Origin of the sequence: Streptomyces bacillaris (assembly GCF_003268675.1) — a bacterium.
In the GTDB taxonomy this organism is placed as follows: domain Bacteria; phylum Actinomycetota; class Actinomycetes; order Streptomycetales; family Streptomycetaceae; genus Streptomyces; species Streptomyces bacillaris.
This window is the reverse complement of record NZ_CP029378.1, coordinates 5,238,837-5,260,542: the sequence shown is the minus strand read 5'-3', so window position 1 is coordinate 5,260,542 and position 21,706 is coordinate 5,238,837. Positions and strand designations below refer to the sequence as shown.

Genomic DNA, 21,706 nt, shown 5'->3' with positions numbered 1-21,706 from the left:
GTGACCCCATGTCCCTGGACCACCGGCTGACCGCCGAGCACGAGGAACTGCGCCGCACGGTCGAGGAGTTCGCGCACGACGTGGTCGCGCCGAAGATCGGCGACTTCTACGAGCGCCATGAATTCCCGTACGAGATCGTGCGCGAGATGGGGCGGATGGGCCTGTTCGGGCTGCCGTTCCCGGAGGAGTACGGCGGCATGGGCGGCGACTACCTCGCGCTCGGGATCGCCTTGGAGGAGCTGGCCCGGGTCGACTCCTCGGTGGCGATCACCCTGGAGGCCGGGGTCTCGCTGGGCGCGATGCCGCTGCACCTCTTCGGCACGGAGGAGCAGAAGCGCCAGTGGCTGCCGAAGCTGTGCGCGGGTGAGGCGCTGGGCGCGTTCGGCCTCACCGAGCCGGACGGCGGCTCGGACGCGGGCGGCACGCGGACGACGGCGGTGCTGGACGAGGCAACGGACGAGTGGGTGATCAACGGCTCGAAGTGCTTCATCACCAACTCGGGCACGGACATCACGGAGTTGGTCACGGTCACGGCCGTGACGGGCCGCAAGGAGGACGGCCGCCCCCGGATCTCCGCGATCATCGTCCCCTCCGGCACCCCCGGCTTCACGGTCGCGGCCCCCTACTCCAAGGTCGGCTGGAACGCCTCGGACACCCGCGAACTGTCCTTCACCGACGTCCGCGTCCCCGCCACCAACCTCCTGGGCGAGGAGGGCCGGGGCTACGCCCAGTTCCTGCGCATCCTGGACGAGGGCCGCATCGCCATCTCCGCCCTGGCCACGGGCCTGGCGCAGGGCTGCGTCGACGAGTCCGTGAAGTACGCGGCCGAACGCCACGCCTTCGGCAAGCCGATCGGCGCCAACCAGGCCATCCAGTTCAAGATCGCCGACATGGAGATGCGCGCCCACATGTCCCGCATCGGCTGGCGCGACGCGGCCTCCCGCCTGGTGGCGGGCGAACCGTTCAAGAAGGAGGCGGCGATCGCCAAGCTGTACTCCTCCACGGTCGCGGTGGACAACGCCCGGGACGCCACGCAGATCCACGGCGGCTACGGCTTCATGAACGAGTACCCGGTGGCGCGGATGTGGCGCGACTCGAAGATCCTGGAGATCGGCGAGGGCACGTCCGAGGTCCAGCGGATGCTGATCGCCCGGGAGTTGGGGCTGCCGGCCTGAGCCTGTCGCTGTCTGCTGTTGCTGTTCCGACCTGACCGCCCCGGCCGCCGTGGAACGTTCCATGGCGGCAGGGGCGGTCGCGCCAGCCCTTCGACGAGCTCGGCAACCGGCCCGCGGCCGTGCCGGGGCCAGTAACCTGATCACGCTGCCGCCGGGAGCGGTGCGTAACTCGACTGCTGGCTTCCACCCGAGGTGAGAGAGATCCGTGTTCACAGCTGCGTTCGAGGTACGGCCTGTGGCCCACGTGGTCGGCGGTCACAGTAGACCGGCGGACGACTTCCAGGGTGGGGTGCGGTCCATCATCCGCCTCGACGAGGAGTACCCGCTCGAAACCCTCCAGGGGATCGAGGAGTTCTCGCACCTCGTCGTCACCTGGCACTTCCATCTGGCGTCCCCCGACGATGTCGCTCTGCACGCGCGCAGCCCCCGGAGCAACACGGACTGGCCCGCAACCGGCACGTTCGTCCACCGCAACCATCGTCGCCCGAACCAGTTGGCCACCTCCTTCCCCTCGTCTGCTCTCGGTGGAGGGCCGCGACCTCCAGGTGACGGACCTGGACGCGGTGGACGGCACACCGGTCATCGACCTCGCGCCCTACTTCCGGGAAATGGGCCCTCGCGGAGCGGTCAGGGAGCCGAGCTGGCCCACGGAGATGCTGGGCGACTACTGGCGGGATGCCGACTCGCGGTGAGGGCAGCGACGAAGGAAGCGCTCGTACGGTGATCCCCCTGTCCGCGTGGTCCGACGCCCGGTGTCTCTGGGACCACCACCTCATGCACCACACCCCCCGCCCCTGCTCGGTCATCGTCGGGCTCGGCAGCCATGACCTGGGCGTGGCCGACGCGGCGGTGGGGCTCTACCTGCGTGGCCTGGCCCCCGTCATCGTGTTCACCGGCTCGACCAGCCCCACCACCCGCGAACGGATGCCGCGCGGCGAGGCCGTGCACTACCGGGAGCGGGCCATCGAGTTGGGCGTGCCGGAGTCCGCCGTGCTGATCGAGCCGAAGGCCCGCAACACCGGGGAGAACATCCGCTTCTCGCGGGCCGTCCTCGGCTCGGCCGGCATGGAGGTGGACTCCGTACTGCTGGTCAGCAAGCCGTACGAGGAGCGGCGCGCCTACGCCACGGCCCGCAAGCTCTGGCCGGAGGTCGACATCGTGAGCGCGTCGGGCCCGATGACGTTCGAGGAGTACGTGGACTCGATCGGGGACGACCGGATGGTGATCGACATGCTCGTGGGGGCCCTGCAGCGGCTGCTCGTCTACCCGGCGCGGGGCTTCATGATCGAGCAGCCCGTGCCGAACCAGGTCGTGGCCGCGTACGAGCGGCTGGTCGGGGCCGGGTTCACCGGCCGACTGATCACGTAGAGCACCGGGCCCCGCCCCTCCGATACGCCGAGGAGTACGCATGACCTCGATCACCGGCGCCGACCGGGACGACGCCCGCGTGCTCTGGGACTTCCACCAGTTGGACCATCGCGTCCGCCCCGTCTCGGCCGCCGTCGCCCTGGGCGGGTGCGACATCGGAGTCGTCTCCGCCGTGGCCGAGCTCTACCGGGCCCGGCTCTTTCCCACCGTGGTCTTCACCGGCGCTGTCACGGCGGCGACCTCGGGCCGCTTCCCCCGGGGCGAGGCCGTGCACTTCCGTGAGGCGGCTCTCGCCCTCGGTGTGCCGGACGAGGCGATCCTCCTCGAACCCGACGCCACCAACACCGGGCAGAACATCACCTTCGCCCGCCGGGTGCTGGTGGGCGCCGGAAAGCGCGTGGACTCGGTGCTGCTGGTCTGCATGCCCTACATGCAGCGGCGCGCGTACGCCACGTGCCGTCGGCAGTGGCCGGAGGTGGAGGTCCGGTGCGCCTCGCAGCGGGTGTCCTTCGACGCGTACGCCGAGGCGCAGGAGGACGAGGCGGAGTTCATCGCCATGATGGTGGGCGACACGCAGCGCGTCATGGAGTACCCGGGCCGGGGGTTCGCCGTCGAGCAGGACGTACCGGAGCGTGTACGTGACGCCTTCGAGCGGCTGTGCGGACGCGGCTACGACGCCTGGCTTCTGCGCGACTGACCTCTGTCCCCCCCCCCCCCCCCCCCCCCCCCCCGGGGGGAACCGGATCGGTCAGGCGGTCAGGGCCGCGAGTTCCGCGTTGGCGCGCTCGGTGACCAGGGTGAGGACACGGCCGGTGGCGGCCAGGTCCTCGGCGGGGATTCCGTCCCAGATACGGGCGGAGAGGGGGCGGTCTCCGCGCTGACCGCGGCGAGGAGTTCGCGGCCCGCGTCCGTGGGGCGAAGGTGCGGACCGTCCGCGACGAGCAGCCGCCCGGACCGCAGGTGGTCGATCGTGGTGCGGATGCCGGCCGGGTCGGCCTTGAGGGACTCCTGTACCCGGGCGAGGAGACCGTCGGGCGTCTGCGGGGTGTCGGCGGTGATGGCGGCGCGCAGGGTGACCTGCTGCTGGAACGTGATGCCGTGCCGGGCGAGGACGGTCTCCAGGACGCCCCGGGCCGCGTAGTGGGCCAGGGCGAGGTCACGGGCGTCGGCGGCCGGTGCGGTGGCGGGGGTGGACGCGGGGGTCGTCATGGCGTGGTCCTCCGGTTGCTCTCGTCGTACGGCGGGGGCGGCGCGAGAGGCGCGTCCAGCAGGGTCGTCAGTTCGCCGGTGAACGCGCGCGCCCGTGGGGCGTCGGGGCCGCCGAGGGGCTCCAGCAGTTGCTGGACCAGCTGCTGGACCACCTCGATGGCCTGTCGCGTGACCGCCTCGCCCTGCTCGGTGAGCGCGAGCCGCACAGCGCGTGGGTCACGGGGATCGCGGGTGCGGTCGACCAGGCCCGCCGACTCCAGGGCACGGGCCAGCTTCGACACGTACAACGCCTCCAGGCCCGTGTGGTCGGCCAGTTGGCGCTGGCTGGGGCGCTCACCGGCGCCCTGCATCCCGTGCAGCGAGGCGACCAGCGAGTACTGCGCGTGGGTGAGCCCCAGCGGGGCCACCGCACGGTCGACCGCGACGCGCCACTTGTTGGCGAGCCGCCACACCAGGAATCCGGGCGTGGGACCCGGTGAACCCTTGCTCATGACGGATACCGTACATGGACATTATGTCCATGGCTAGCATGTGGTGACCCCCGGGCCCGGGGAGAGCGGAGGCAGCAGGCGCGCAGGCACGCACGCATGACAACGTTGTCCAATCCCCGTCCGGGCGCGGGCACCACAGTGCTCGGCACAGTTTTCCCGTAGCGGACCGCCATGGGAAGACCTGGCCAACACTCCCGTCCCGAACACGTCACGCGGACGTGGTAGCGGCCTTCTCCTCCTCGGCCTGCCCGGTGTGGCGTTCGTGCCGGGTTCGGACCCCGGCCTCGGCTCCGGCCCCGGTTCAGATCCCGGCCCTGGTTCCGGCCCCGGAACAGGCCCGGGCCTCGCCCCGAATTCCGTTCGACAGACCGGCCTCCCGTCCGGCAAAGTCCCTGCATGAGCCACCCTTACCCAAGCCACCGCTACTGGCCCCTCCGGGCGCTCCGGATCCGTACGCCCCGCCTCGAACTGCGCCTGCCCGACGGGGAGCTGCTCGACGAGCTGGCGGCGGTCGCCGCCGACGGGGTGCACGCCCCGGACCGGATGCCGTTCCTCGTACCGTGGACCGACGGCGAGCCGGACGAGGTCGGCCGGGCCACCTACCAGCATGTGCTGGGCACCATCGCCGGGTGGACGGCCCAGGACTGGACGCTCTCCCTGGCCGTCCTCCACGAGGGCAAGGTCGTGGGGCGGCAGGACGTGATGGGCCGGGAGTTCGGCGTACGGCGTGAAGTGCTGACCGGGTCGTGGCTCGGCCTCCCCCATCAGGGGCAGGGCATCGGCACGGAGATGCGGGCCGCCGCCCTGCACCTGGCCTTCGAGGGGCTCGGCGCCCGGTACGCCGTCTCCGACGCCCGGACGGACAACGCCGGTTCGCTCGGCGTCTCGCGGCGGCTCGGCTACCGGCCCGACGGCCTCCAGATCCAGGTGATCCGTGGGGAGGCCGCCACCCTGCAGCGGCTGCGGCTGGACCGGGCCGGCTGGGAGAAGCACCGCACGGTCGACGTCACTGTGGAGGGGCTCGACGCCTGCCTCTCCGACTTCGGGGTGTAGGCGCCCGGGCGGGGCGAGTCGGGCCTCGCCGTACGCCTCCCGCGGCCCTCACGCACGCCACCCCACCCCCGTACGGCACCAATAGCCGCAGGTGGGAGCCGTGGCGGCCCATCCCGCGCAGCGCCGGCGCCCGACACCCCGGACGGGAACCCGCACGACACCGTGACCCCCTAGCAAGGTTAGGCTAACCTTCCTTCGAATTGCCCTCGCCGGAGCCGGGCCTGTCCGCCCGCTGCTCCTGCCCGTTCCGGAGGAGCCCTCGTTGACGACGACTGCCGCCGTTCCCCATGTCGCCCCGTTCCGGTTCTTCGACCTGACCGTCCTGCGGGTCAGGCGGCTCGGCCCCTCCATGCTCCGGGTCACCCTGGGCGGGCCCGGGACCGAGGGGTTCAGGGCCGGAGGGCGGGACCAGAGCCTGTCGATCTTCCTGCCGCACCCGGGCCAGAGCGAGGCCGTGGTGCCGGAGGGCGAGGACGGGGCCTGGTACCCGAAGTGGCGGGCGCTGCCCGAGGACGTACGGGCGGTGATGCGCTCGTACACCGTGCGGGCCCAGCGCGTGAGGGCCGACGGCTCCACCGAGGTGGACATCGACTTCGCGCTCCACGGTGACGGCGGGCCCGCCTCCCGCTGGGCGCTCATGGCGGCGGCGGGCGACCGGCTCAAAGTCCTGGGGCCGGCCGTCGAGGACAACACGTCCGTACGCTTCCGGCCGCCGAAGGACACCGACTGGGTGCTGATCTGGGCCGACGAGACGGCCCTGCCCGCCGCATCCGCCGCCCTGGAGTGGCTGCCCGCCGGAATGCCCGCCCGGGTCTGGCTGGAGGTGCCGAAGACGGAGGACCGGCAGGCCCTCAACACCGCCGCCAAGGCCCGGATCAGCTGGCTCGTCCGGAGCGAGGGTGCCCTGCCCGCCGTGGAGGCCGTGCGCGCCGCCGAACTGCCGGAGGGCACCCCGTACGTCTGGATCGCGGGCGAGTCGTCCGAGGTGCGGGCGCTCCGCCGCCATCTGGTCCAGGAGCGCGGCTTCGACCGCAAGCGGGTCACCTTCGTCGGGTACTGGCGGCGCGGGCTCAGCGAGGAGCAGCTGCGGGCGGAGACCATCGCACGCGCCGGGGCCGCGGAGTAGCCGCCCCCGGGCACGGAAGGCCGCGGGCAGGGAAAACCCCGGGCGTCGACCGGAATACCACCCGCCAAACACCCACCAAAGCGGACAACCACCCCTCTCAGGGGGGCGAGAACAGTCGTGATCGAAGTTAGGTTAGGCTAACCTCACTTCGACATCGCGTCTCTCGTCCCCCCTTTCTTCTTCCCCTGCCCGGAGGGACGCGATGAAGTTCCCCTCACCCGGGAGGACCCCTTCATGCGTTCGCACCTGCTCAACAACACGACTGCGGAGCACTACCGGCGTACCGTCACCGCAGGAGTGGAACGGGTCGCGGCCAAACTAGCCGCCACCGAGCGCCCCTTCAGCGGGGTCGGTGTCGACGAACTCTCCCCCGTCCTCGACGCGATCGACCTCGACCGGCCGCTGGGCGACGCCACCGCCGCCCTCGACGAGCTGGGCGAGGTCTACCTCCGCGACGCCGTCTACTTCCACCACCCCCGCTACCTGGGCCACCTCAACTGCCCGGTCGTCATCCCCGCCGTGCTCGGCGAGGCCGTGCTCTCCGCGGTCAACTCCTCCCTGGACACCTGGGACCAGAGCGCGGGCGGCACCCTCATCGAGCGCCGGCTGATCGACTGGACGAACGAGCGCATCGGCCTCGGACCGGCCGCCGACGGGATCTTCACCAGCGGCGGTTCGCAGTCCAACCTCCAGGCCCTGCTGCTGGCCCGGGAGGAGGCGAAGGTCCGGCCCGAGCACTACACCCGGCTGCGGATCTTCACCTCGGAGTGCAGCCACTTCAGCGTGCAGAAGTCCGCCAAACTGCTCGGCCTCGGGCCGGACGCGGTGGTCACCGTCCCCGTCGACAGCAACAAGCGGATGCAGGCCGTCGCCCTCGCCCGCGCCCTGGAGCAGTGCGTCGCCGAGGGTGCCGTGCCCATGGCCGTCGTCGCGACCGCCGGGACCACGGACTTCGGCTCCATCGACCCGCTGCCCGAGATCGCCGCCCTGTGCGAGCGGTTCGCCACCTGGATGCACGTGGACGCGGCGTACGGCTGCGGGCTGCTGGCCTCCCCCGAGCGGCGCGGGATGCTCGAAGGCATCGAGCACGCCGACTCGGTGACCGTGGACTACCACAAGTCCTTCTTCCAGCCGGTGAGTTCCTCGGCCGTGCTGGTCCGCGACCGGGCCACCCTGCGCCACGCCACGTACCACGCGGAGTATCTGAACCCGCGCCGGATGGCCGAGGAGCGGATACCCAACCAGGTCGACAAGTCCCTTCAGACGACCCGCCGGTTCGACGCGCTCAAGCTGTGGATGACGCTGCGCGTCATGGGCGCCGACGGCATCGGTGAGCTGTTCGACGAGGTCTGCGACCTGGCCGCCGAGGGGTGGAAGCTGCTCGCCGCCGACCCGCGCTTCGACGTGGTGGTCCAGCCGCAGCTCTCCACGCTCGTCTTCCGCTACATCCCCTCCGGGATCACGTCCCCGGACGGGATCGACCGCGCCAACCTCTATGCCCGCAAGGCCCTGTTCGCCTCCGGTGAGGCGATCGTCGCGGGCACCAAGGTCGGCGCCCGCCAGTACCTGAAGTTCACCCTCCTCAACCCCGAGACGACCGTGGAGGACATCGCCGCGGTCCTCGACCTGATCGCCGGCCACGCCGAGCAGTACCTGGGAGACTCCCTTGACCGCGCTTCCTGACCCCCACGACTTCATCGGGATCGGACTCGGCCCGTTCAATCTCGGCCTTGCCTGCCTCACCGAGCCGATCGACGAACTGAACGGTGTCTTCCTGGAGTCAAAGCCGGACTTCGAGTGGCACTCCGGAATGTTCCTCGAAGGGGCCCATCTCCAGACGCCGTTCATGTCGGACCTGGTCACGATGGCCGACCCGACCTCGCCGTACTCGTTCCTCAACTACCTCAAAGAGCGCGGCAGGCTCTACTCGTTCTACATCCGGGAGAACTTCTACCCGCTGCGGACCGAGTACAACGACTACTGCCGCTGGGCCGCGGGCAAACTCGGCAGCATCCGGTTCAACGAGACCGTGGAGGCGGTGACGTACGACGAGGGCGAGGCGCTCTACACCGTGACCACCGCCGCCGGGACGACCCTGCGCTCCCGCCATCTCGTCCTCGGCACCGGCACTCCGCCGTACGTCCCCGAGGCCTGCCACGGTCTCGGCGGGGACTTCCTGCACAACTCCCGCTACCTGGAGGGGAAAGCCGAACTCCAGAAGAAGAAGTCGATCACCCTGGTCGGCAGCGGGCAGAGCGCGGCGGAGATCTACTACGACCTGCTCTCCGAGATCGACTCCCACGGCTACCGGCTCAACTGGGTCACCCGCTCACCCCGGTTCTTCCCGCTGGAGTACACCAAGCTCACGCTGGAGATGACCTCCCCGGAGTACATCGACTACTTCCACGCACTGCCCGAGGAGACCCGCTACCGGCTGGAGACCGGGCAGAAGGGGCTGTTCAAGGGCATCGACGGAGAGCTGATCGACGCGATCTTCGACCTGCTCTACCAGAAGAACCTGCCCGGCCCCGTGCCGACCCGGCTGCTCACCAACTCGGCGCTCCTCAGCGCGCGTTACGACGAGGAGGGCGGCGCGTACAGCCTGGGGCTGCGCCAGGAGGAGCAGGGCAAGGAGTACGAGCTCACCACCGAGGGGCTCGTCCTCGCCACCGGCTACCGCTACGAGGCGCCCGCCTTCCTGGACCCGGTCCAGCACCGGCTGCGCCACGACAGCCGGGGCCGCTTCGACGTGGCCCGCAACTACAGCATCGACACCACCGGGCGCGGGATCTTCCTGCAGAACGCCGGGGTGCACACCCACTCGATCACCTCGCCCGACCTGGGCATGGGTGCCTACCGCAACGCGTACATCATCGGCGAACTGCTCGGCCGTGAGTACTACCCGGTCGAGAAGTCCATCGCCTTCCAGGAGTTCGCGATATGAACCGCCCCGAAACCAGCAGCGACAAAGAGCCCGGAAAAGACAACACCACCGGAAAAATCGGTACGTTCACCGTCAGGCCGCTGGACCCCGCCTCCGACGCCGAGCTGGTGCACGGCTGGGTGACCCACCCCAAAGCCGCCTTCTGGCTGATGGGCGGGGCGCAACTCCAGGACGTGGAGCGGGAGTACAGGGACATCGCCGCCCACCCGCACCACGACGCGTTCATCGGCCTGCACGACGGGGAGCCCGCCTTCCTGATCGAGCGGTACGACCCCACCGAGGTCGAGCTGAAGGGGCTGTACGAGGCGGAGCCCGGCGACATCGGGATGCACTTCCTGGTCGCGCCGACCGACACCCCGGTGCACGGCTTCACCCGGGCCGTGATCACCGCCGTGATGGATTTCCTCTTCGCCGACCCCTCGGTGCGCCGGGTCGTCGTCGAGCCCGATGTCACCAACAGCGCCGTGCAGGCCCTCAACAAGGCCGTCGGCTTCGAGGTGCTGCGGGAGATCGCCAAACCGGAGAAGGACGCACTGCTCAGCGCCTGCACCCGCGAGCAGTTCGAAGCAGCAACCGGAGGAACCGACCGATGACGACCGCGCTCACCGACAGCGTCGCCCACCTCTCCCCGGGCCGCTGGGCCACCGCAAACCGACTGCTGGTCCGCAAAGCACTGGCGGAATTCAGCCATGAACGGCTGCTGACCCCCGTTCCCGTCGGCGAGGACCGCTACACCCTCCGTAGTGACGACGCGGGGACGGAGTACCGTTTCACCGCACGGCTCTTCGCCCTGGACCACTGGCAGATCGAGGCCGAGTCGATCACACGCCACCGGCACGGCTCCGAAGTGCCGCTGGACGCGCTGGAGTTCTTCATCGAGCTGCGGGTCGCGCTCGGACTGAGCGATGATGTCCTGCAGGTCTATCTGGAGGAGGTCTCCTCCACTCTGGCCGGAACCGCCTACAAACTCACCAAGGAACCGGCCACCTCCCGGCAGCTCGTCGCCGCCGGTTTCCAGGCCATCGAGACCGGGATGACCGAGGGGCACCCCTGCTTCGTGGCCAACAACGGCCGGATCGGTTTCGGGGTCGACGAGTACCGCGCGTACGCCCCCGAGGCCGCCTCCCCGATCCGGCTGGTGTGGCTGGCCGCCCACCGCGACCGGGCCACCTTCACGGTGGGCGCCGGTCTCGACTACGAGACGCTGATCGCGGACGAGCTGAGCGAGGAGACCCGGGAGCGGTTCGCGGCCACCCTGCGCTCGCTCGGCCTGGACCCGGAGGCGTACTTCCTGCTGCCCGTCCACCCCTGGCAGTGGTGGAACAAGCTCGCGGTCACCTTCGCCGGTGAGCTGGCCGAACGCCATCTGGTGGTGCTCGGGGAGGGCGAGGACGCCTATCTGGCCCAGCAGTCGATCCGTACGTTCTTCAACACCGACCACCCCGCCAAGCACTACGTCAAAACGGCCCTGTCCGTCCTGAACATGGGCTTCATGCGCGGCCTCTCCGCCGCCTACATGGAGGCCACGCCCGCCATCAACGACTGGCTGGCCTCGCTCATCGAGCGCGACAGCCTGCTGACCGGCGCCCGGTTCTCGATCATCCGCGAGCGGGCCGCGATCGGCTACCACCACCGGGCGTACGAGGCGGCCACCGCCAAGGGCTCCCCGTACCGGAAGATGCTGGCCGCGCTCTGGCGCGAGAGCCCCGTGCCGGCCCTGGAGACGGGTGAGCGGGTCGCCACCATGGCCTCCCTGCTCCACACCGACCACGAGGGGCGCTCGGTGGCCGGGGCGCTGATCGAGGAGTCGGGGCTCGACGCGCAGGTGTGGCTGCGGCACTACCTGGACGCCTACCTGGTGCCGGTGCTGCACAGCTTCTACGCCTACGACCTGGTCTACATGCCGCACGGCGAGAACGTGATCCTGGTCGTGGAGGACGGGATCGTCACCCGCACGATCTTCAAGGACATCGCCGAGGAGATCGCGGTCATGGACCCGGACGCGGTGCTGCCGCCGAAGGTCGACCGGATCCGGGCCGAAGTCCCGGAGGACATGAAGCTGCTGTCGGTCTTCACCGACGTCTTCGACTGCTTCTTCCGCTTCCTGGGCGCGGGGCTGGCCACCGAGGGGATCCTGGACGAGGACACCTTCTGGCGGACGGTCGCGGAGTGCGTCCGCGGCTACCAGGAGTCGGTGCCGTATCTCGCGGAGAAGTTCGAGCAGTACGACCTGTTCGCGCCGGAGTTCGCGCTCTCCTGCCTCAACCGCCTCCAGCTGCGCGACAACCAGCAGATGGTCGACCTCAACGACCCTGCCGGAGCGCTCCAGTTGGTGGGACGGCTGAAGAACCCGATCGCCAAGTACTGAGCGGTCCGCACCGAGCCGGTGGGCGCCCGGGGACGGTCCCCCGGGCGCTCGCCCCCGTACCTCCGCGCAGGCCGCCGTCCTGGTCAGGGGCGTCCCCCGGAGGCGGCTGGCAGAATCGCGGGCATGGCAGAAATCATCCAGCGCGACGGAACGTGGACGTTCGACGGGGAGACGGTACGCATCGTGCCGGGGGGCAAGGCGCATCCGGTCCGGCTGGCCCTGGGTGAGCTGGCCGTTCCCGTGCGGGCACTGGCGGGCATCTCGTTCGAGCCGGAGCGCAAGGGCGGCCGGCTGCGGCTCCGGCTGCGCGGGGGCGCCTGCCCGGTGCTGCGGGCCGCCGACGGGCGGCTGAAGGACGGCTCCGATCCGTATGTCCTGGTGGTGGAGAAGGACCGTACGGGGGTGGCGGAGTACTTCGTGGACGAGGTCCGCAACGCGCTGCTGATCGAGCAGGTCCCCGAGGGGCCGGTGGACCGCTTCCTGCTGCCGGGGCCCGCGCTGCCGGTCTCCGGCGGGGGCGGCGACGGCACGGCCTCCTTCGACGGGGAGACCGTGCGGCTGACCTGGAACTGGAAGGCGGAGGAGTCCAAGACCGCCGGGGGCCCGGTCTCCTTCCCGCTGTCACGGATCGCGGGGGTGCGCTGGCTGCCCTCGATAGGCATGGAGAACGGCTTCCTGCGGTTCGAGCCGGTGGAGGGGGCGGTCTCGGCCCCGCCGAAGTACGACACGTACTCCCTGGATCTGTGGGGGCTCTCCAAGAAGGAGTACACGGCGGTCCTGGTCGCGGCGGCGGTCCTGGCCCGGCTGCCGCAGGCCCGTACGGCGGTGGACGCGCCCGCCGGGGCCCCGGCCCTCACCAAGGCGCCCGCGCCCGCCGCCCCCGTCCCCCCGCCCGCCGACGACCACGACGTGCTGCTGAGACGGCTGCGGGAGCTGGGCGAGCTGCACCGGGCCGGGGTCCTCACCGATGAGGAGTTCAGTACGGCGAAGCAGGCGATCCTGAGCCGGATGTGACCGGCGTGTGACCCGCTCGCGCTGTTTTCCCGACCCCTCCTGCCCGATATCGGGCAGATTTCTTGCGTAACCGCGTCCCGGCACGCAATATCGACGGGTGCTTGAACGCCGCTCGTCGCACGACGACCTCATCGACCACCTCGTCCGCTCCACCGCGCTCCAGCGCGGTGAGGCGGCGCGGGTGGTCCTCGACGTGCTGGCGTACTTCGACGAGAGCACCGACGACTTCGTCCGGCGCCGCCACCGCGAACTGCAGTCCGGCGGCCTGGTCAACACGGAGATCTTCGAGCGGATCGCGGCCGAGCTGCCGCACCGCGCCGTGGCGCCGCCGGAGCTCTCGCTCCGCCAGCTGCGCCGCATCGTCTACGGCTGAGCGGGCCGGGGCGCCCATGTGCGGGGCGCCGGACGCAGGCAGGTACGGAATGTGTACGTCGATGGAGGGGCAGAGAATCCATGTGCGGGATCGTCGGATATATCGGGAAGCGTGACGTCGCACCGCTGCTGCTGGAGGGGCTGCAGCGGCTGGAGTACCGGGGGTACGACTCCGCGGGCATCGTGATCACCGGCAAGGCCGCGGCGGGCAAGCCGGGCACGCTGAAGATGGTCAAGGCCAAGGGCCGGGTCCGTGAGCTGGAGGCCAAGGTCCCCAAGCGGTTCGCGGGCACCACCGGCATCGCGCACACCCGCTGGGCCACCCACGGCGCCCCGAGCGACGAGAACGCCCACCCGCACCTGGACGCGGAGAACAAGGTCGCCGTCGTCCACAACGGGATCATCGACAACGCCTCCGAGCTGCGCGCCAGGCTGACCGCCGACGGCGTCGTCTTCCTCTCCGAGACCGACACCGAGGTGCTGGTCCACCTGATCGCCCGCGCCCAGGCCGACACCCTGGAGGAGAAGGTCCGCCAGGCGCTGCGCCACGTCGAGGGCACGTACGGCATCGCCGTGCTGCACGCCGATTTCAACGACCGCATCGTGGTGGCCCGCAACGGCTCGCCGGTCGTCCTCGGCATCGGCGAGAAGGAGATGTTCGTCGCCTCGGACGTCGCCGCCCTGGTCGCCCACACCCGCCAGGTCGTCACGCTGGACGACGGCGAGATGGCCACCCTGAAGGCCGACGACTTCCGTACGTACACGACGGAGGGCTCGACCACGACGGCGACGCCGACCACGGTGGAGTGGGAGGCCGAGTCGTACGACATGGGCGGCCACGACACGTACATGCACAAGGAGATCTCCGAGCAGGCCGACGCCGTGGACCGGGTGCTGCGCGGCCGGATCGACGACCGGTTCTCCACCGTGCACCTGGGCGGGCTCAACCTGGACGCCCGTGAGGCGCGCGGGGTGCGCCGGATCAAGATCCTCGGCTGCGGCACCTCGTACCACGCGGGCCAGATCGGCGCCCAGCTCATCGAGGAGCTGGCCCGCATCCCCGCCGACGCCGAGCCGGCCTCCGAGTTCCGCTACCGCAACCCGGTCGTGGACCCCGACACCCTGTACGTGGCGGTCTCCCAGTCGGGCGAGACGTACGACGTGCTCGCCGCCGTCCAGGAGCTGAAGCGCAAGGGCGCGCGGGTGCTGGGCGTGGTGAACGTGGTCGGTTCCGCCATCGCCCGGGAGGCCGACGGCGGTACGTACGTCCACGCGGGCCCGGAGGTCTGCGTGGTCTCCACCAAGTGCTTCACCAACACCGTGGTCGCCTTCGCCCTGCTCGCCCTGCACCTGGGCCGCATCCGTGACCTCTCGGTCGCGGACGGCAAGCGGATCATCGACGGGCTGCGCCGGCTGCCGGAGCAGATCAGCGAGATCCTGGCGAACGAGGACGAGATCAAGCGGCTGGCGGCGGAGTACGCGGACGCCAAGTCGATGATGTTCATCGGCCGGGTGCGGGGCTACCCGGTGGCCCGCGAGGCCTCGTTGAAGCTGAAGGAGGTCTCGTACATCCACGCCGAGGCCTACCCGGCCTCCGAGCTGAAGCACGGCCCGCTCGCGCTGATCGAGCCCGCGATGCCGACCGTGGCGATCGTGCCGGACGACGATCTGCTGGAGAAGAACCGGGCCGCCATGGAGGAGATCAAGGCGCGCAGCGGCCGCATCCTCGCCGTGGCGCACCAGGTCCAGGAGAAGGCCGACCACACCATCGTCGTACCGAAGAACGAGAACGAGCTGGACCCGATCCTCATGGGCATCCCGCTCCAGCTCTTCGCGTACCACACGGCCCTGGCGATGGGCCGGGACATCGACAAGCCGCGGAACCTGGCGAAGTCGGTGACGGTCGAGTAGCAGACCGTACGGGAACGGGACCGGGCCCCGCGCCGTCGTGCTGGACGACGACGGCGCGGGGCCCGGCTCATGAACGGATGGACTCGCCGTGAGGGAAGGGCTCCTGACAGGGCCTCAGGGGTGCTCAGGGGCCCTCCGGCGGGCTCCTGGAGGGCGTTGAGGGTGCTCTTCCCCTGGCGGCGCCCTCAGGGGTGCCTCAGGGGATGACCACGACCGGGCGCTGGGCGCGGCGGGCGAGGCGGCCCGCGACCGAGCCGAAGATGCGGCCGACGATGCCGTGGGTGGAGCCGACGACGATGGCGTCGGCCGAGTACTCGCGGCCGACCTCCTCCAGCTCGTGGCAGATGTCGCCGCCGCGCTCGACCAGCACCCAGGGGACCTCGGAGAGATAGTCCGCGCAGGCCAGCTCCAGGCCGAGGACCTCGGTGCGGTGGTCGGGGACGTCGACGAAGACGGGGGGCTCGCAGCCGGCCCAGACCGTCGTCGGGAGCCGGTTGGCGACGTGGACGATGATCAGGCCGGAGCCGGACCTGCCGGCCATGCCGATCGCGTAGGCGAGGGCCCGCTCGCTGGAGGTGGAGCCGTCGAAACCGACCACGACTCCGTGCCGGAAGGCGGGATCGCACGCAGGGCGCGCTTCTTCGACCGTCCGCGGCTCCGACCGGGGGTCGGCTACCTGCTTGCGGTCTGCGGGTTCAGGGATTTCGTGACCGGCCATCGGTGTCTCGGCGAAGAGAATCCTCGTGAGGAGGGAACGGTTTCGACGTGCATCAGGGCGTCTACGGGCGGTGAACTCTGTCCGGGAAGCATCTTCCCAACCCCATACCCCCAAGGGTACGGCGTCACTCCTCCACTGCCCAGACCGCCGCAAAAGCCCGCGTGACGCTGGAGGGAGCATGCACGAGGCGATCCGGTATGGCAATGCCGGATGTGTCGTACACGGGCCTCGGCGGGGGGCGGGAGAAGGGTGACCGTCCTGTTTTCCGGGCCGTCCTCGGCGCCTTGGACCCCCGTGGGCGGCGCGTACCGGAAGGGGCCCTTCCCCGGCCCCGCACCCCCGGCGCCCGGCGGCCACGGACCCAGCGGTCGGTAATCCGGCCCCGGTCGCCCCGGGGGCCGGCCGGACCCCCTCACCCCACCCCGTTCCGTCATGGCGGCCCGAACGCGCCACGTTTCACCGGCCCGAGGGAGCGCACCGGGGCGGTCGTCAGGCGGAAGTTGTGCGCCCGGCGTGACTGGAACCCGCGCACGCAACCGCTTGTTTTCAGCCAACTTCATATCCTGGCTGAACCCTTCGCAGAATGGCCGGAGGGCCTACCGCCCACCAGGCAGGAAGAGACCGCGCGGTACGCTTTCACCCGACGCGGACGGGCCACCTTCGCGAAGGGCACTTCCCTGTGCGCTTCACGGGTGGAACGCTTCGTGATCGAACGCTTCACGCCACGTTTCCTTATCGACATAGCGCCGGTGGGGGAAGGTGTCACGGCGGGACCACGCGACGCAGTAGATTCGATCTTGAAAATCGGGGACTGGGGAAACGTGCGAAACCGAGGGGAAACGTGCAGGAGCGGCAGGCCCGTAGGGACCAGGGAGACGCGAACACCGAGGGGGGCTTAGCGTCATGAGCCAGGACTCCGCCACCGCGACGGAGGCCGCACGCAAGCTGACCGGGCGGCGACGCCGGGAAGTCGTTGCCGTGCTGCTCTTCAGCGGCGGCCCTATCTTCGAGAGCTCCATCCCGCTCTCCGTTTTCGGAATCGACCGGCAGGACGCGGGAGTTCCCCGCTACCGCCTGCTGGTCTGCGGCGGCGAGGACGGACCGCTGCGCACGACGGGTGGACTCGAACTGACCACGCCGTACGGCCTGGAGGCGATCAGCAGAGCAGGCACCGTGGTGGTGCCCGCCTGGCGGTCGATCACCTCGCCGCCGCCCGCCGAGGCACTGGACGCGCTGCGGCGCGCCCATGAGGAGGGCGCCCGCATCGTCGGCCTGTGCACGGGAGCCTTCGTGCTCGCGGCGGCCGGCCTGCTGGACGGCCGACCGGCCACCACGCACTGGATGTACGCACCGACGCTGGCCAAGCGCTATCCGTCGGTGCACGTCGACCCGCGCGAACTCTTCGTGGACGACGGCGATGTGCTGACCTCCGCCGGTACGGCCGCCGGCATCGATCTCTGCCTCCATATAGTCCGCACCGACCACGGCACCGAGGCGGCGGGCGCACTCGCCCGCAGGCTCGTCGTACCGCCGCGGCGCAGTGGCGGACAGGAGCGCTACCTGGACAGGTCTTTACCTGAAGAGATCGGCTCCGACCCGCTCGCCGAGGTCGTGGCCTGGGCGCTGGAGCATCTGCACGAGCAGTTCGACGTGGAGACGCTCGCGGCGCGCGCCTACATGAGCAGGCGGACCTTCGACCGCAGGTTCCGCTCGCTCACGGGGAGCGCACCGCTCCAGTGGCTGATCACCCAGCGGGTGCTTCAGGCACAGAGGCTGCTGGAGACCTCCGACTACTCGGTCGACGAGGTCGCCGGCCGCTGCGGTTTCCGTTCACCCGTCGCGCTGCGCGGGCACTTCCGCCGCCAGCTCGGCTCCTCCCCCGCCGCGTACCGGGCCGCCTACCGGGCCCGTCGTCCGCAGGGGGTGGCGGAGAGCGCCGCGACGGTGCTGGAGACGGTCGTGCCCAGCCAGGGCTCGCCGTCCGGCCGCAGGGGTGCCCCCATGGGCTCCTCGGCTCCGGTCTCCGTGGCGGCGTCAGCGGGCTCCTCGGAGCACTCGCTGCCGGTCCCCGACGCGTACGTTCCCGGGCGCCCGGCCCTGCCGGGACAGCGGAGCGCCCCGTAGGGTGGGGCGCATGAACGACCGCATGGTGTGGATCGACTGCGAGATGACCGGGCTCTCGTTGGCCGACGACGCACTGATCGAGGTGGCCGCCCTGGTCACCGACTCGGAGCTGAACGTGCTCGGTGAAGGGGTGGACATCGTGATCCGCCCGCCGGACGCGGCCCTGGAGACGATGCCCGAGGTGGTGCGGCAGATGCACACCACCTCGGGTCTCCTCGACGAGCTGGCCGGGGGCACCACCCTGGCGGACGCCGAGGAGCAGGTGCTGGCGTACGTCCGCGAGCACGTGAAGGAGCCGGGCAAGGCCCCGCTCTGCGGGAACTCGGTCTCCACCGACCGCGGGTTCCTGGCCCGGGACATGCAGCAGCTGGAGGGGTACCTCCACTACCGGATCGTGGATGTCTCCTCGATCAAGGAGCTGGCCCGGCGCTGGTACCCGCGGGCGTATTTCAACAGCCCCGACAAGAGCGGCAACCACCGGGCGCTGGCGGACATCCGTGAATCCATCGCGGAGCTGCGGTACTACCGGGAGGCGGTCTTCGTCCCACAGCCCGGCCCGGACTCGGAGCGCGCCAAGGAGATCGCGGCACGCCATGTGGTCCCCGCCACACCCCAGGAAACCCCTGGTCAAGGCCGTACCGACGGCTGACGGCCGACCCCGGGAAACGGTGGCGCGAGCACCCTCCCGGACCCTGTACACTTTTTCTCGGCCGGTCGGAAACGACCGGGCGACATGGTGGGTATAGCTCAGCTGGTAGAGCACCTGGTTGTGGTCCAGGATGTCGCGGGTTCAAGTCCCGTTACTCACCCTGAGGGAAGGGCCCCGGTCTTCGGACCGGGGCCCTTCTTCATGCTCGTACGCCTACCGCCTACGAGTCCTCACGCCCGGACGTGGTGCTCGACGCCCGGGGCGCGCACCGGATCAGAAGGTGACGTCGGAGCAGGCGTAGAAGGCGTTGCCGGTGTTCGAGACGGTCCAGACACCCAGGATCAGGTGCTTGCCGGACTTCTGCGGCAGGACGCCCGCGTGGCTGACGGTCGAGTCGGGCAGCCGACCGCCGAACGGCACGGTGAGGAAGGGCTGCGGCTCCAGGTCGGCGCGCGTGAGCGGCTTCTTCGGGTCGTAGCCGTCCTTGGTGACGTAGTACCGGAAGTCCGTCGTGGCGTGCCGCGCGGTGATCCGCCACCGGAACGTGTGGCTCTGCCCGGCCTGTACGGCGGTGGCGGGCCAGGCCCCGCCGCGCGGGTCGTCCAGCTCGGCGAACCGCTGGTTGCCCCCGGCACAGATCAGCCCGTCCCGGGGCCCGGCGGCCGGGAACCCCTTGGGGCCCTCGACGCTCGGCGGCTCCCACTGGATCTGCCCGCAGTTGCGGACGGTCCCGTTGCCGCAGAGCTGCTGCCGGCTGACGGGCGAGTCGGTGTAGCCGTGGCTCTGCGCGCTGCCGGAGGTGGCCAGCAGGGAGGCCCCGGCGACGCCGAGGCCGAGGAGTAAGGCGGTGATCTTTCTGCGCATGCGGTGCTCCTGAGGTGAGGGGTGGAGCTTGCGGACAGATGGATCTGCGGGGCCGTGGATCTTCCGTGGACCCGCGGCCGGACCGGCGACGGCTCATCGCGCTTGGTCTAGACCAAGGAGGAGGCTAGTCCCGTCGTTTGGTCATGTCCATACCACTGACGACAGGCGGGCCCGGGGCAACGGAACGGCCCCCGTCCGGGGACGGGGGCCGGTGTGGCGGGCCTTGCGGGGCGCCGGTCAGCCGGTCGGCTCCGCACTGCGGGAGCGGCGGGCCGGGGCCTCCAGATGGACGACGACCTGGGCGTGGAAGCGGTCGACCGCCTGGTCGACGCTGCGGATGAAGCCGGTCTCGGCGCTGCCCCGGCCGTTGCCCATGCTCTTGAGGAGGGAGAGCCGGAAGCCGGTGATCTGCGCACCGTCCTTGGGCACGATGTCGGCGGGCTCCGGGCGCAGCCTCTCCAGCGTGCCGCGCGGGCCCGTGCCCTGGCCGTCGACGAGCGTCTCGATGTGCAGGTCGGCGGGGGCGTCGGACAGCCTGCGGATCAGCCGCTTGACCCGGCTGAGCGGGTAGCCCGGCTCGGCGTCCGGGATCTCGATCGACGTACGGAGCTTGCCGGTGCGCAGATCGGCGGTGAGGGCCAGGACCCCCGGCGTGCCCTCGATCCTCAGCTCGGCGTTCAGCCGCCCCTGCTCGCAGAGGTGGTCGGCCAGCTCGGTCCGGAGGGCGCGCGGGTCGGAGCCGCGCCGGGTGCGCCGGACCGGGAGCACCTTCTGCCCCAGCTCGCCGCCCAGCCGCAGGCAGACCTGGCGGACCAGGCGCTCCCAGTTCTCGATGACCTCCAGCGCCCGGGCGTCGCCCTGGCAGAGGGTCTCGTCGTCGATCCCCCGGCGCACCGGGACCCAGGCCGCCCCCATGTTCTGGAAGCCGTGGCAGCCGGAGTTCTCGTGCTGGAGGTAGTGGAGCAGTTCCTGGAGCAGCCAGGCGTGGGCCGCGTTGCCGACGCCCTCGTGGCGGATCAGCAGCTGCGCCTGGTGCACGACCTCGGCCCAGGACAGGTGCCACAGGGCCACCTTGTGCTTGCGCCGGCCGTCGATCCGTACGTCGACGAGCGGACTGCCCTCCAGCGCCACGTCGTTGGAGAGTGTGATCACGGCCTCGTACCCCCGCCGGGCGGCGATGTCCATGTAGGCCTGCACCTGGTCGGGCTTGAGCGCGTTGCCGTTGGTCTTGGTCTCGACGAGCGCGGTCCACAGCTTGCCCGCCCGCTCGACCCGGATCACCCCGTCAGGGCGCCGGGGCGACTCCCCGTGCGGCAGGGTCACTTCGGTGTACGTCTCCATCCGGCCGGCCGGTGCGCCGAACCCGGCGGTGAGGCGACGGCCGAACTCCGGCACCTGGGCCATCACCGAGAGGACGACGGAGGTGGCCCGCGTCTCACGCTCCCGGTCGCTCTTGAGCGCCGAGACGGGGAACAGCCGGGCCGCCCGCCACGATTCGTTGTCGGCGAGGCTCTTCCTGGTGGTCCGGGGGAGGGTGACCTTCTTCTTCGCCGTACGGGGACGGCGTGCGGGCTTGGGCGCGGCGGGCTGCTCCGGGGCCGGGGGCGCGGGGGTGCCGTCCACCCGGGGGCCGGCGGCCTGGGCGGGGACCCGCGATACGGGGGACTCCCCCAACGGCTCCTCCGGCCGCGGCGGTTCGTGCACGGGCCGGTCGGGCTGCGGCTGACCGTCCTCCGCGAGGTCCGCCGGCTCCGGGGCGTCCTCCTCCGTGTCGTCGATGTCGACGCCGTAGTCGGTCGCCAGCCCGGCGAGCCCCGAGGCGTAACCCTGGCCCACGGCGCGGAACTTCCACTCCCCCGAGCGCCGGTACAGCTCGCCGAAGATCACCGCGCTGACCTCGTCCGCCCCGTCGACGGCGAACCGGACCAGGCCGTCGCCCGTGCTGTCGGCGAGGGTCAGGCGGAGGTCGTCCAGCTCGCCGAAGCGCGATCCGCCGTAGCGGCTGGCGGCGACGACCACCTTGTCGATCTCCTGCGGCACGGCGTCCAGATCGAAGCTGATCCGGTCCTCGCTGCCGTCGGCCGTCGGGGTCTTGCCGAGCAGCTGCACACTGCCGTTGCCCGCCACGGGGTTGTTGTAGAAGCAGAAGTCGCCGTCGCTGCGGACCTTGCCGTCACCGTCGAGCAGGAGGACCGAGACATCGGCGTCGCCCTCCCCCGTGGCGCTGCTCCAGCCCAGCCCCACCACGACCGAGCCGACGTTCTCGCTCAGCGCCGTGAGTCCGACGTTGGCGCCCTTGACCATCTCGTGCACGAGGCCC

18 protein-coding genes, 1 tRNA gene and 2 pseudogenes are annotated in these 21,706 nt (G+C 70.8%); 16 read left to right on the top strand and 5 right to left on the bottom strand.

What is annotated here, in order from left to right:
* The first annotated feature begins 8 nt into the window (after positions 1 to 8).
* The 4 genes and pseudogenes from DJ476_RS22915 to DJ476_RS22900 all read left to right on the top strand — a co-directional run bounded on the left by DJ476_RS22915 (position 9) and on the right by DJ476_RS22900 (position 3,240).
* A complete protein-coding gene (locus DJ476_RS22915; protein WP_112491410.1) occupies positions 9 to 1,175 on the top strand; it encodes an acyl-CoA dehydrogenase family protein in 1,167 nt (388 codons plus the stop codon).
* Positions 1,176 to 1,380: 205 nt separating this feature from the next.
* Positions 1,381 to 1,867 (top strand): annotated as a pseudogene (locus tag DJ476_RS22910) (SAM-dependent methyltransferase).
* A gap of 28 nt (positions 1,868 to 1,895) precedes the next feature.
* The gene (locus tag DJ476_RS22905; RefSeq protein ID WP_112491409.1) at positions 1,896 to 2,543 is read left to right on the top strand and encodes a YdcF family protein; all 648 of its coding nucleotides are present in this window, start codon (positions 1,896 to 1,898) and stop codon (positions 2,541 to 2,543) included.
* Positions 2,544 to 2,583: 40 nt separating this feature from the next.
* Entirely contained in the window at positions 2,584 to 3,240 is a 657-nt protein-coding gene (locus tag DJ476_RS22900; RefSeq protein ID WP_112491408.1) for a YdcF family protein, read from the top strand.
* A 51-nt stretch (positions 3,241 to 3,291) separates the two neighbouring features.
* On the opposite strand, the pseudogene DJ476_RS22895 reads toward DJ476_RS22900, so the two are convergent.
* Positions 3,292 to 3,752 (bottom strand): annotated as a pseudogene (locus DJ476_RS22895) (MarR family transcriptional regulator).
* Positions 3,749 to 4,243, bottom strand: a complete 495-nt coding sequence (locus DJ476_RS22890) for a MarR family winged helix-turn-helix transcriptional regulator (protein WP_103418260.1) — start codon at positions 4,241 to 4,243, stop codon at positions 3,749 to 3,751. The pseudogene DJ476_RS22895 and the gene DJ476_RS22890 overlap by 4 nt, the downstream one beginning before the upstream one ends.
* A 396-nt stretch (positions 4,244 to 4,639) precedes the next feature.
* On the opposite strand from DJ476_RS22890, the gene DJ476_RS22885 reads away from it, so the two are divergent.
* The 9 genes from DJ476_RS22885 to glmS all read left to right on the top strand — a co-directional run bounded on the left by DJ476_RS22885 (position 4,640) and on the right by glmS (position 15,031).
* On the top strand, positions 4,640 to 5,296 hold the full coding sequence (locus DJ476_RS22885) for a GNAT family N-acetyltransferase (protein ID WP_070201305.1): 657 nt from the start codon (positions 4,640 to 4,642) through the stop codon (positions 5,294 to 5,296).
* 262 nt (positions 5,297 to 5,558) lie between these two features.
* The gene (locus DJ476_RS22880; protein WP_103418258.1) at positions 5,559 to 6,422 is read left to right on the top strand and encodes a siderophore-interacting protein; all 864 of its coding nucleotides are present in this window, start codon (positions 5,559 to 5,561) and stop codon (positions 6,420 to 6,422) included.
* A 234-nt stretch (positions 6,423 to 6,656) separates the two neighbouring features.
* Positions 6,657 to 8,105: a pyridoxal phosphate-dependent decarboxylase family protein gene (locus DJ476_RS22875; protein WP_103418257.1), complete on the top strand. Its 1,449-nt coding sequence runs from the start codon at positions 6,657 to 6,659 to the stop codon at positions 8,103 to 8,105.
* Positions 8,089 to 9,366 (top strand): lysine N(6)-hydroxylase/L-ornithine N(5)-oxygenase family protein, encoded by a 1,278-nt coding sequence (locus tag DJ476_RS22870; RefSeq protein WP_103418256.1) that lies wholly within the window; start codon positions 8,089 to 8,091, stop codon positions 9,364 to 9,366. Before DJ476_RS22875 ends, DJ476_RS22870 begins: the two co-directional genes overlap by 17 nt.
* Positions 9,363 to 9,959 (top strand): GNAT family N-acetyltransferase, encoded by a 597-nt coding sequence (locus tag DJ476_RS22865; protein ID WP_103418255.1) that lies wholly within the window; start codon positions 9,363 to 9,365, stop codon positions 9,957 to 9,959. Before DJ476_RS22870 ends, DJ476_RS22865 begins: the two co-directional genes overlap by 4 nt.
* A complete protein-coding gene (locus DJ476_RS22860; RefSeq protein WP_112491407.1) occupies positions 9,956 to 11,734 on the top strand; it encodes an IucA/IucC family protein in 1,779 nt (592 codons plus the stop codon). The genes DJ476_RS22865 and DJ476_RS22860 overlap by 4 nt, the downstream gene beginning before the upstream one ends.
* A 123-nt stretch (positions 11,735 to 11,857) precedes the next feature.
* The gene (locus DJ476_RS22855; RefSeq protein WP_070201311.1) at positions 11,858 to 12,748 is read left to right on the top strand and encodes a DUF4429 domain-containing protein; all 891 of its coding nucleotides are present in this window, start codon (positions 11,858 to 11,860) and stop codon (positions 12,746 to 12,748) included.
* Positions 12,749 to 12,845: 97 nt separating this feature from the next.
* A complete protein-coding gene (locus tag DJ476_RS22850; protein ID WP_018488852.1) occupies positions 12,846 to 13,121 on the top strand; it encodes a hypothetical protein in 276 nt (91 codons plus the stop codon).
* A gap of 80 nt (positions 13,122 to 13,201) precedes the next feature.
* The gene (glmS, locus tag DJ476_RS22845) at positions 13,202 to 15,031 is read left to right on the top strand and encodes a glutamine--fructose-6-phosphate transaminase (isomerizing) (RefSeq protein WP_103418253.1); all 1,830 of its coding nucleotides are present in this window, start codon (positions 13,202 to 13,204) and stop codon (positions 15,029 to 15,031) included.
* Positions 15,032 to 15,227: 196 nt separating this feature from the next.
* On the opposite strand, the gene DJ476_RS22840 is transcribed toward glmS, so the two are convergent.
* A complete protein-coding gene (locus DJ476_RS22840) occupies positions 15,228 to 15,749 on the bottom strand; it encodes a universal stress protein (RefSeq protein WP_053561136.1) in 522 nt (173 codons plus the stop codon).
* Between the two features lie 903 nt (positions 15,750 to 16,652).
* Between DJ476_RS22840 and DJ476_RS22835 the strand changes: the two genes are divergently transcribed.
* The 3 genes from DJ476_RS22835 (at position 16,653) to DJ476_RS22825 (ending at position 18,682) form a co-directional block, all read left to right on the top strand.
* On the top strand, positions 16,653 to 17,873 hold the full coding sequence (locus tag DJ476_RS22835; protein ID WP_053561135.1) for a helix-turn-helix domain-containing protein: 1,221 nt from the start codon (positions 16,653 to 16,655) through the stop codon (positions 17,871 to 17,873).
* A 10-nt stretch (positions 17,874 to 17,883) separates the two neighbouring features.
* A complete protein-coding gene (gene orn, locus DJ476_RS22830) occupies positions 17,884 to 18,522 on the top strand; it encodes an oligoribonuclease (protein WP_029395639.1) in 639 nt (212 codons plus the stop codon).
* 87 nt (positions 18,523 to 18,609) lie between these two features.
* Positions 18,610 to 18,682: transfer RNA gene (locus tag DJ476_RS22825), tRNA-His, on the top strand.
* 113 nt (positions 18,683 to 18,795) lie between these two features.
* Here the strand turns inward: DJ476_RS22825 and DJ476_RS22820 are convergent.
* Entirely contained in the window at positions 18,796 to 19,386 is a 591-nt protein-coding gene (locus tag DJ476_RS22820; RefSeq protein ID WP_103418252.1) for a lytic polysaccharide monooxygenase auxiliary activity family 9 protein, read from the bottom strand.
* Between the two features lie 237 nt (positions 19,387 to 19,623).
* On the bottom strand, positions 19,624 to 21,690 hold the full coding sequence (locus DJ476_RS22815) for a TerD family protein (RefSeq protein ID WP_162638877.1): 2,067 nt from the start codon (positions 21,688 to 21,690) through the stop codon (positions 19,624 to 19,626).
* Positions 21,691 to 21,706: the final 16 nt, after the last annotated feature.

Coding starts and splice junctions, on each gene's coding strand:
- DJ476_RS22915 (WP_112491410.1), top strand. CDS start 9: ATGTCCCTGGACCACCGGCTGACCGCCGAGCACGAGGAACTGCGCCGC.
- DJ476_RS22900 (WP_112491408.1), top strand. CDS start 2,584: ATGACCTCGATCACCGGCGCCGACCGGGACGACGCCCGCGTGCTCTGG.
- DJ476_RS22890 (WP_103418260.1), bottom strand. CDS start 4,243: ATGAGCAAGGGTTCACCGGGTCCCACGCCCGGATTCCTGGTGTGGCGG.
- DJ476_RS22885 (WP_070201305.1), top strand. CDS start 4,640: ATGAGCCACCCTTACCCAAGCCACCGCTACTGGCCCCTCCGGGCGCTC.
- DJ476_RS22875 (WP_103418257.1), top strand. CDS start 6,657: ATGCGTTCGCACCTGCTCAACAACACGACTGCGGAGCACTACCGGCGT.
- DJ476_RS22865 (WP_103418255.1), top strand. CDS start 9,363: ATGAACCGCCCCGAAACCAGCAGCGACAAAGAGCCCGGAAAAGACAAC.
- DJ476_RS22860 (WP_112491407.1), top strand. CDS start 9,956: ATGACGACCGCGCTCACCGACAGCGTCGCCCACCTCTCCCCGGGCCGC.
- DJ476_RS22855 (WP_070201311.1), top strand. CDS start 11,858: ATGGCAGAAATCATCCAGCGCGACGGAACGTGGACGTTCGACGGGGAG.
- glmS (WP_103418253.1), top strand. CDS start 13,202: ATGTGCGGGATCGTCGGATATATCGGGAAGCGTGACGTCGCACCGCTG.
- DJ476_RS22840 (WP_053561136.1), bottom strand. CDS start 15,749: ATGGCCGGTCACGAAATCCCTGAACCCGCAGACCGCAAGCAGGTAGCC.
- DJ476_RS22835 (WP_053561135.1), top strand. CDS start 16,653: ATGAGCCAGGACTCCGCCACCGCGACGGAGGCCGCACGCAAGCTGACC.
- orn (WP_029395639.1), top strand. CDS start 17,884: ATGAACGACCGCATGGTGTGGATCGACTGCGAGATGACCGGGCTCTCG.
- DJ476_RS22820 (WP_103418252.1), bottom strand. CDS start 19,386: ATGCGCAGAAAGATCACCGCCTTACTCCTCGGCCTCGGCGTCGCCGGG.
- DJ476_RS22815 (WP_162638877.1), bottom strand. CDS start 21,690: ATGGTCAAGGGCGCCAACGTCGGACTCACGGCGCTGAGCGAGAACGTC.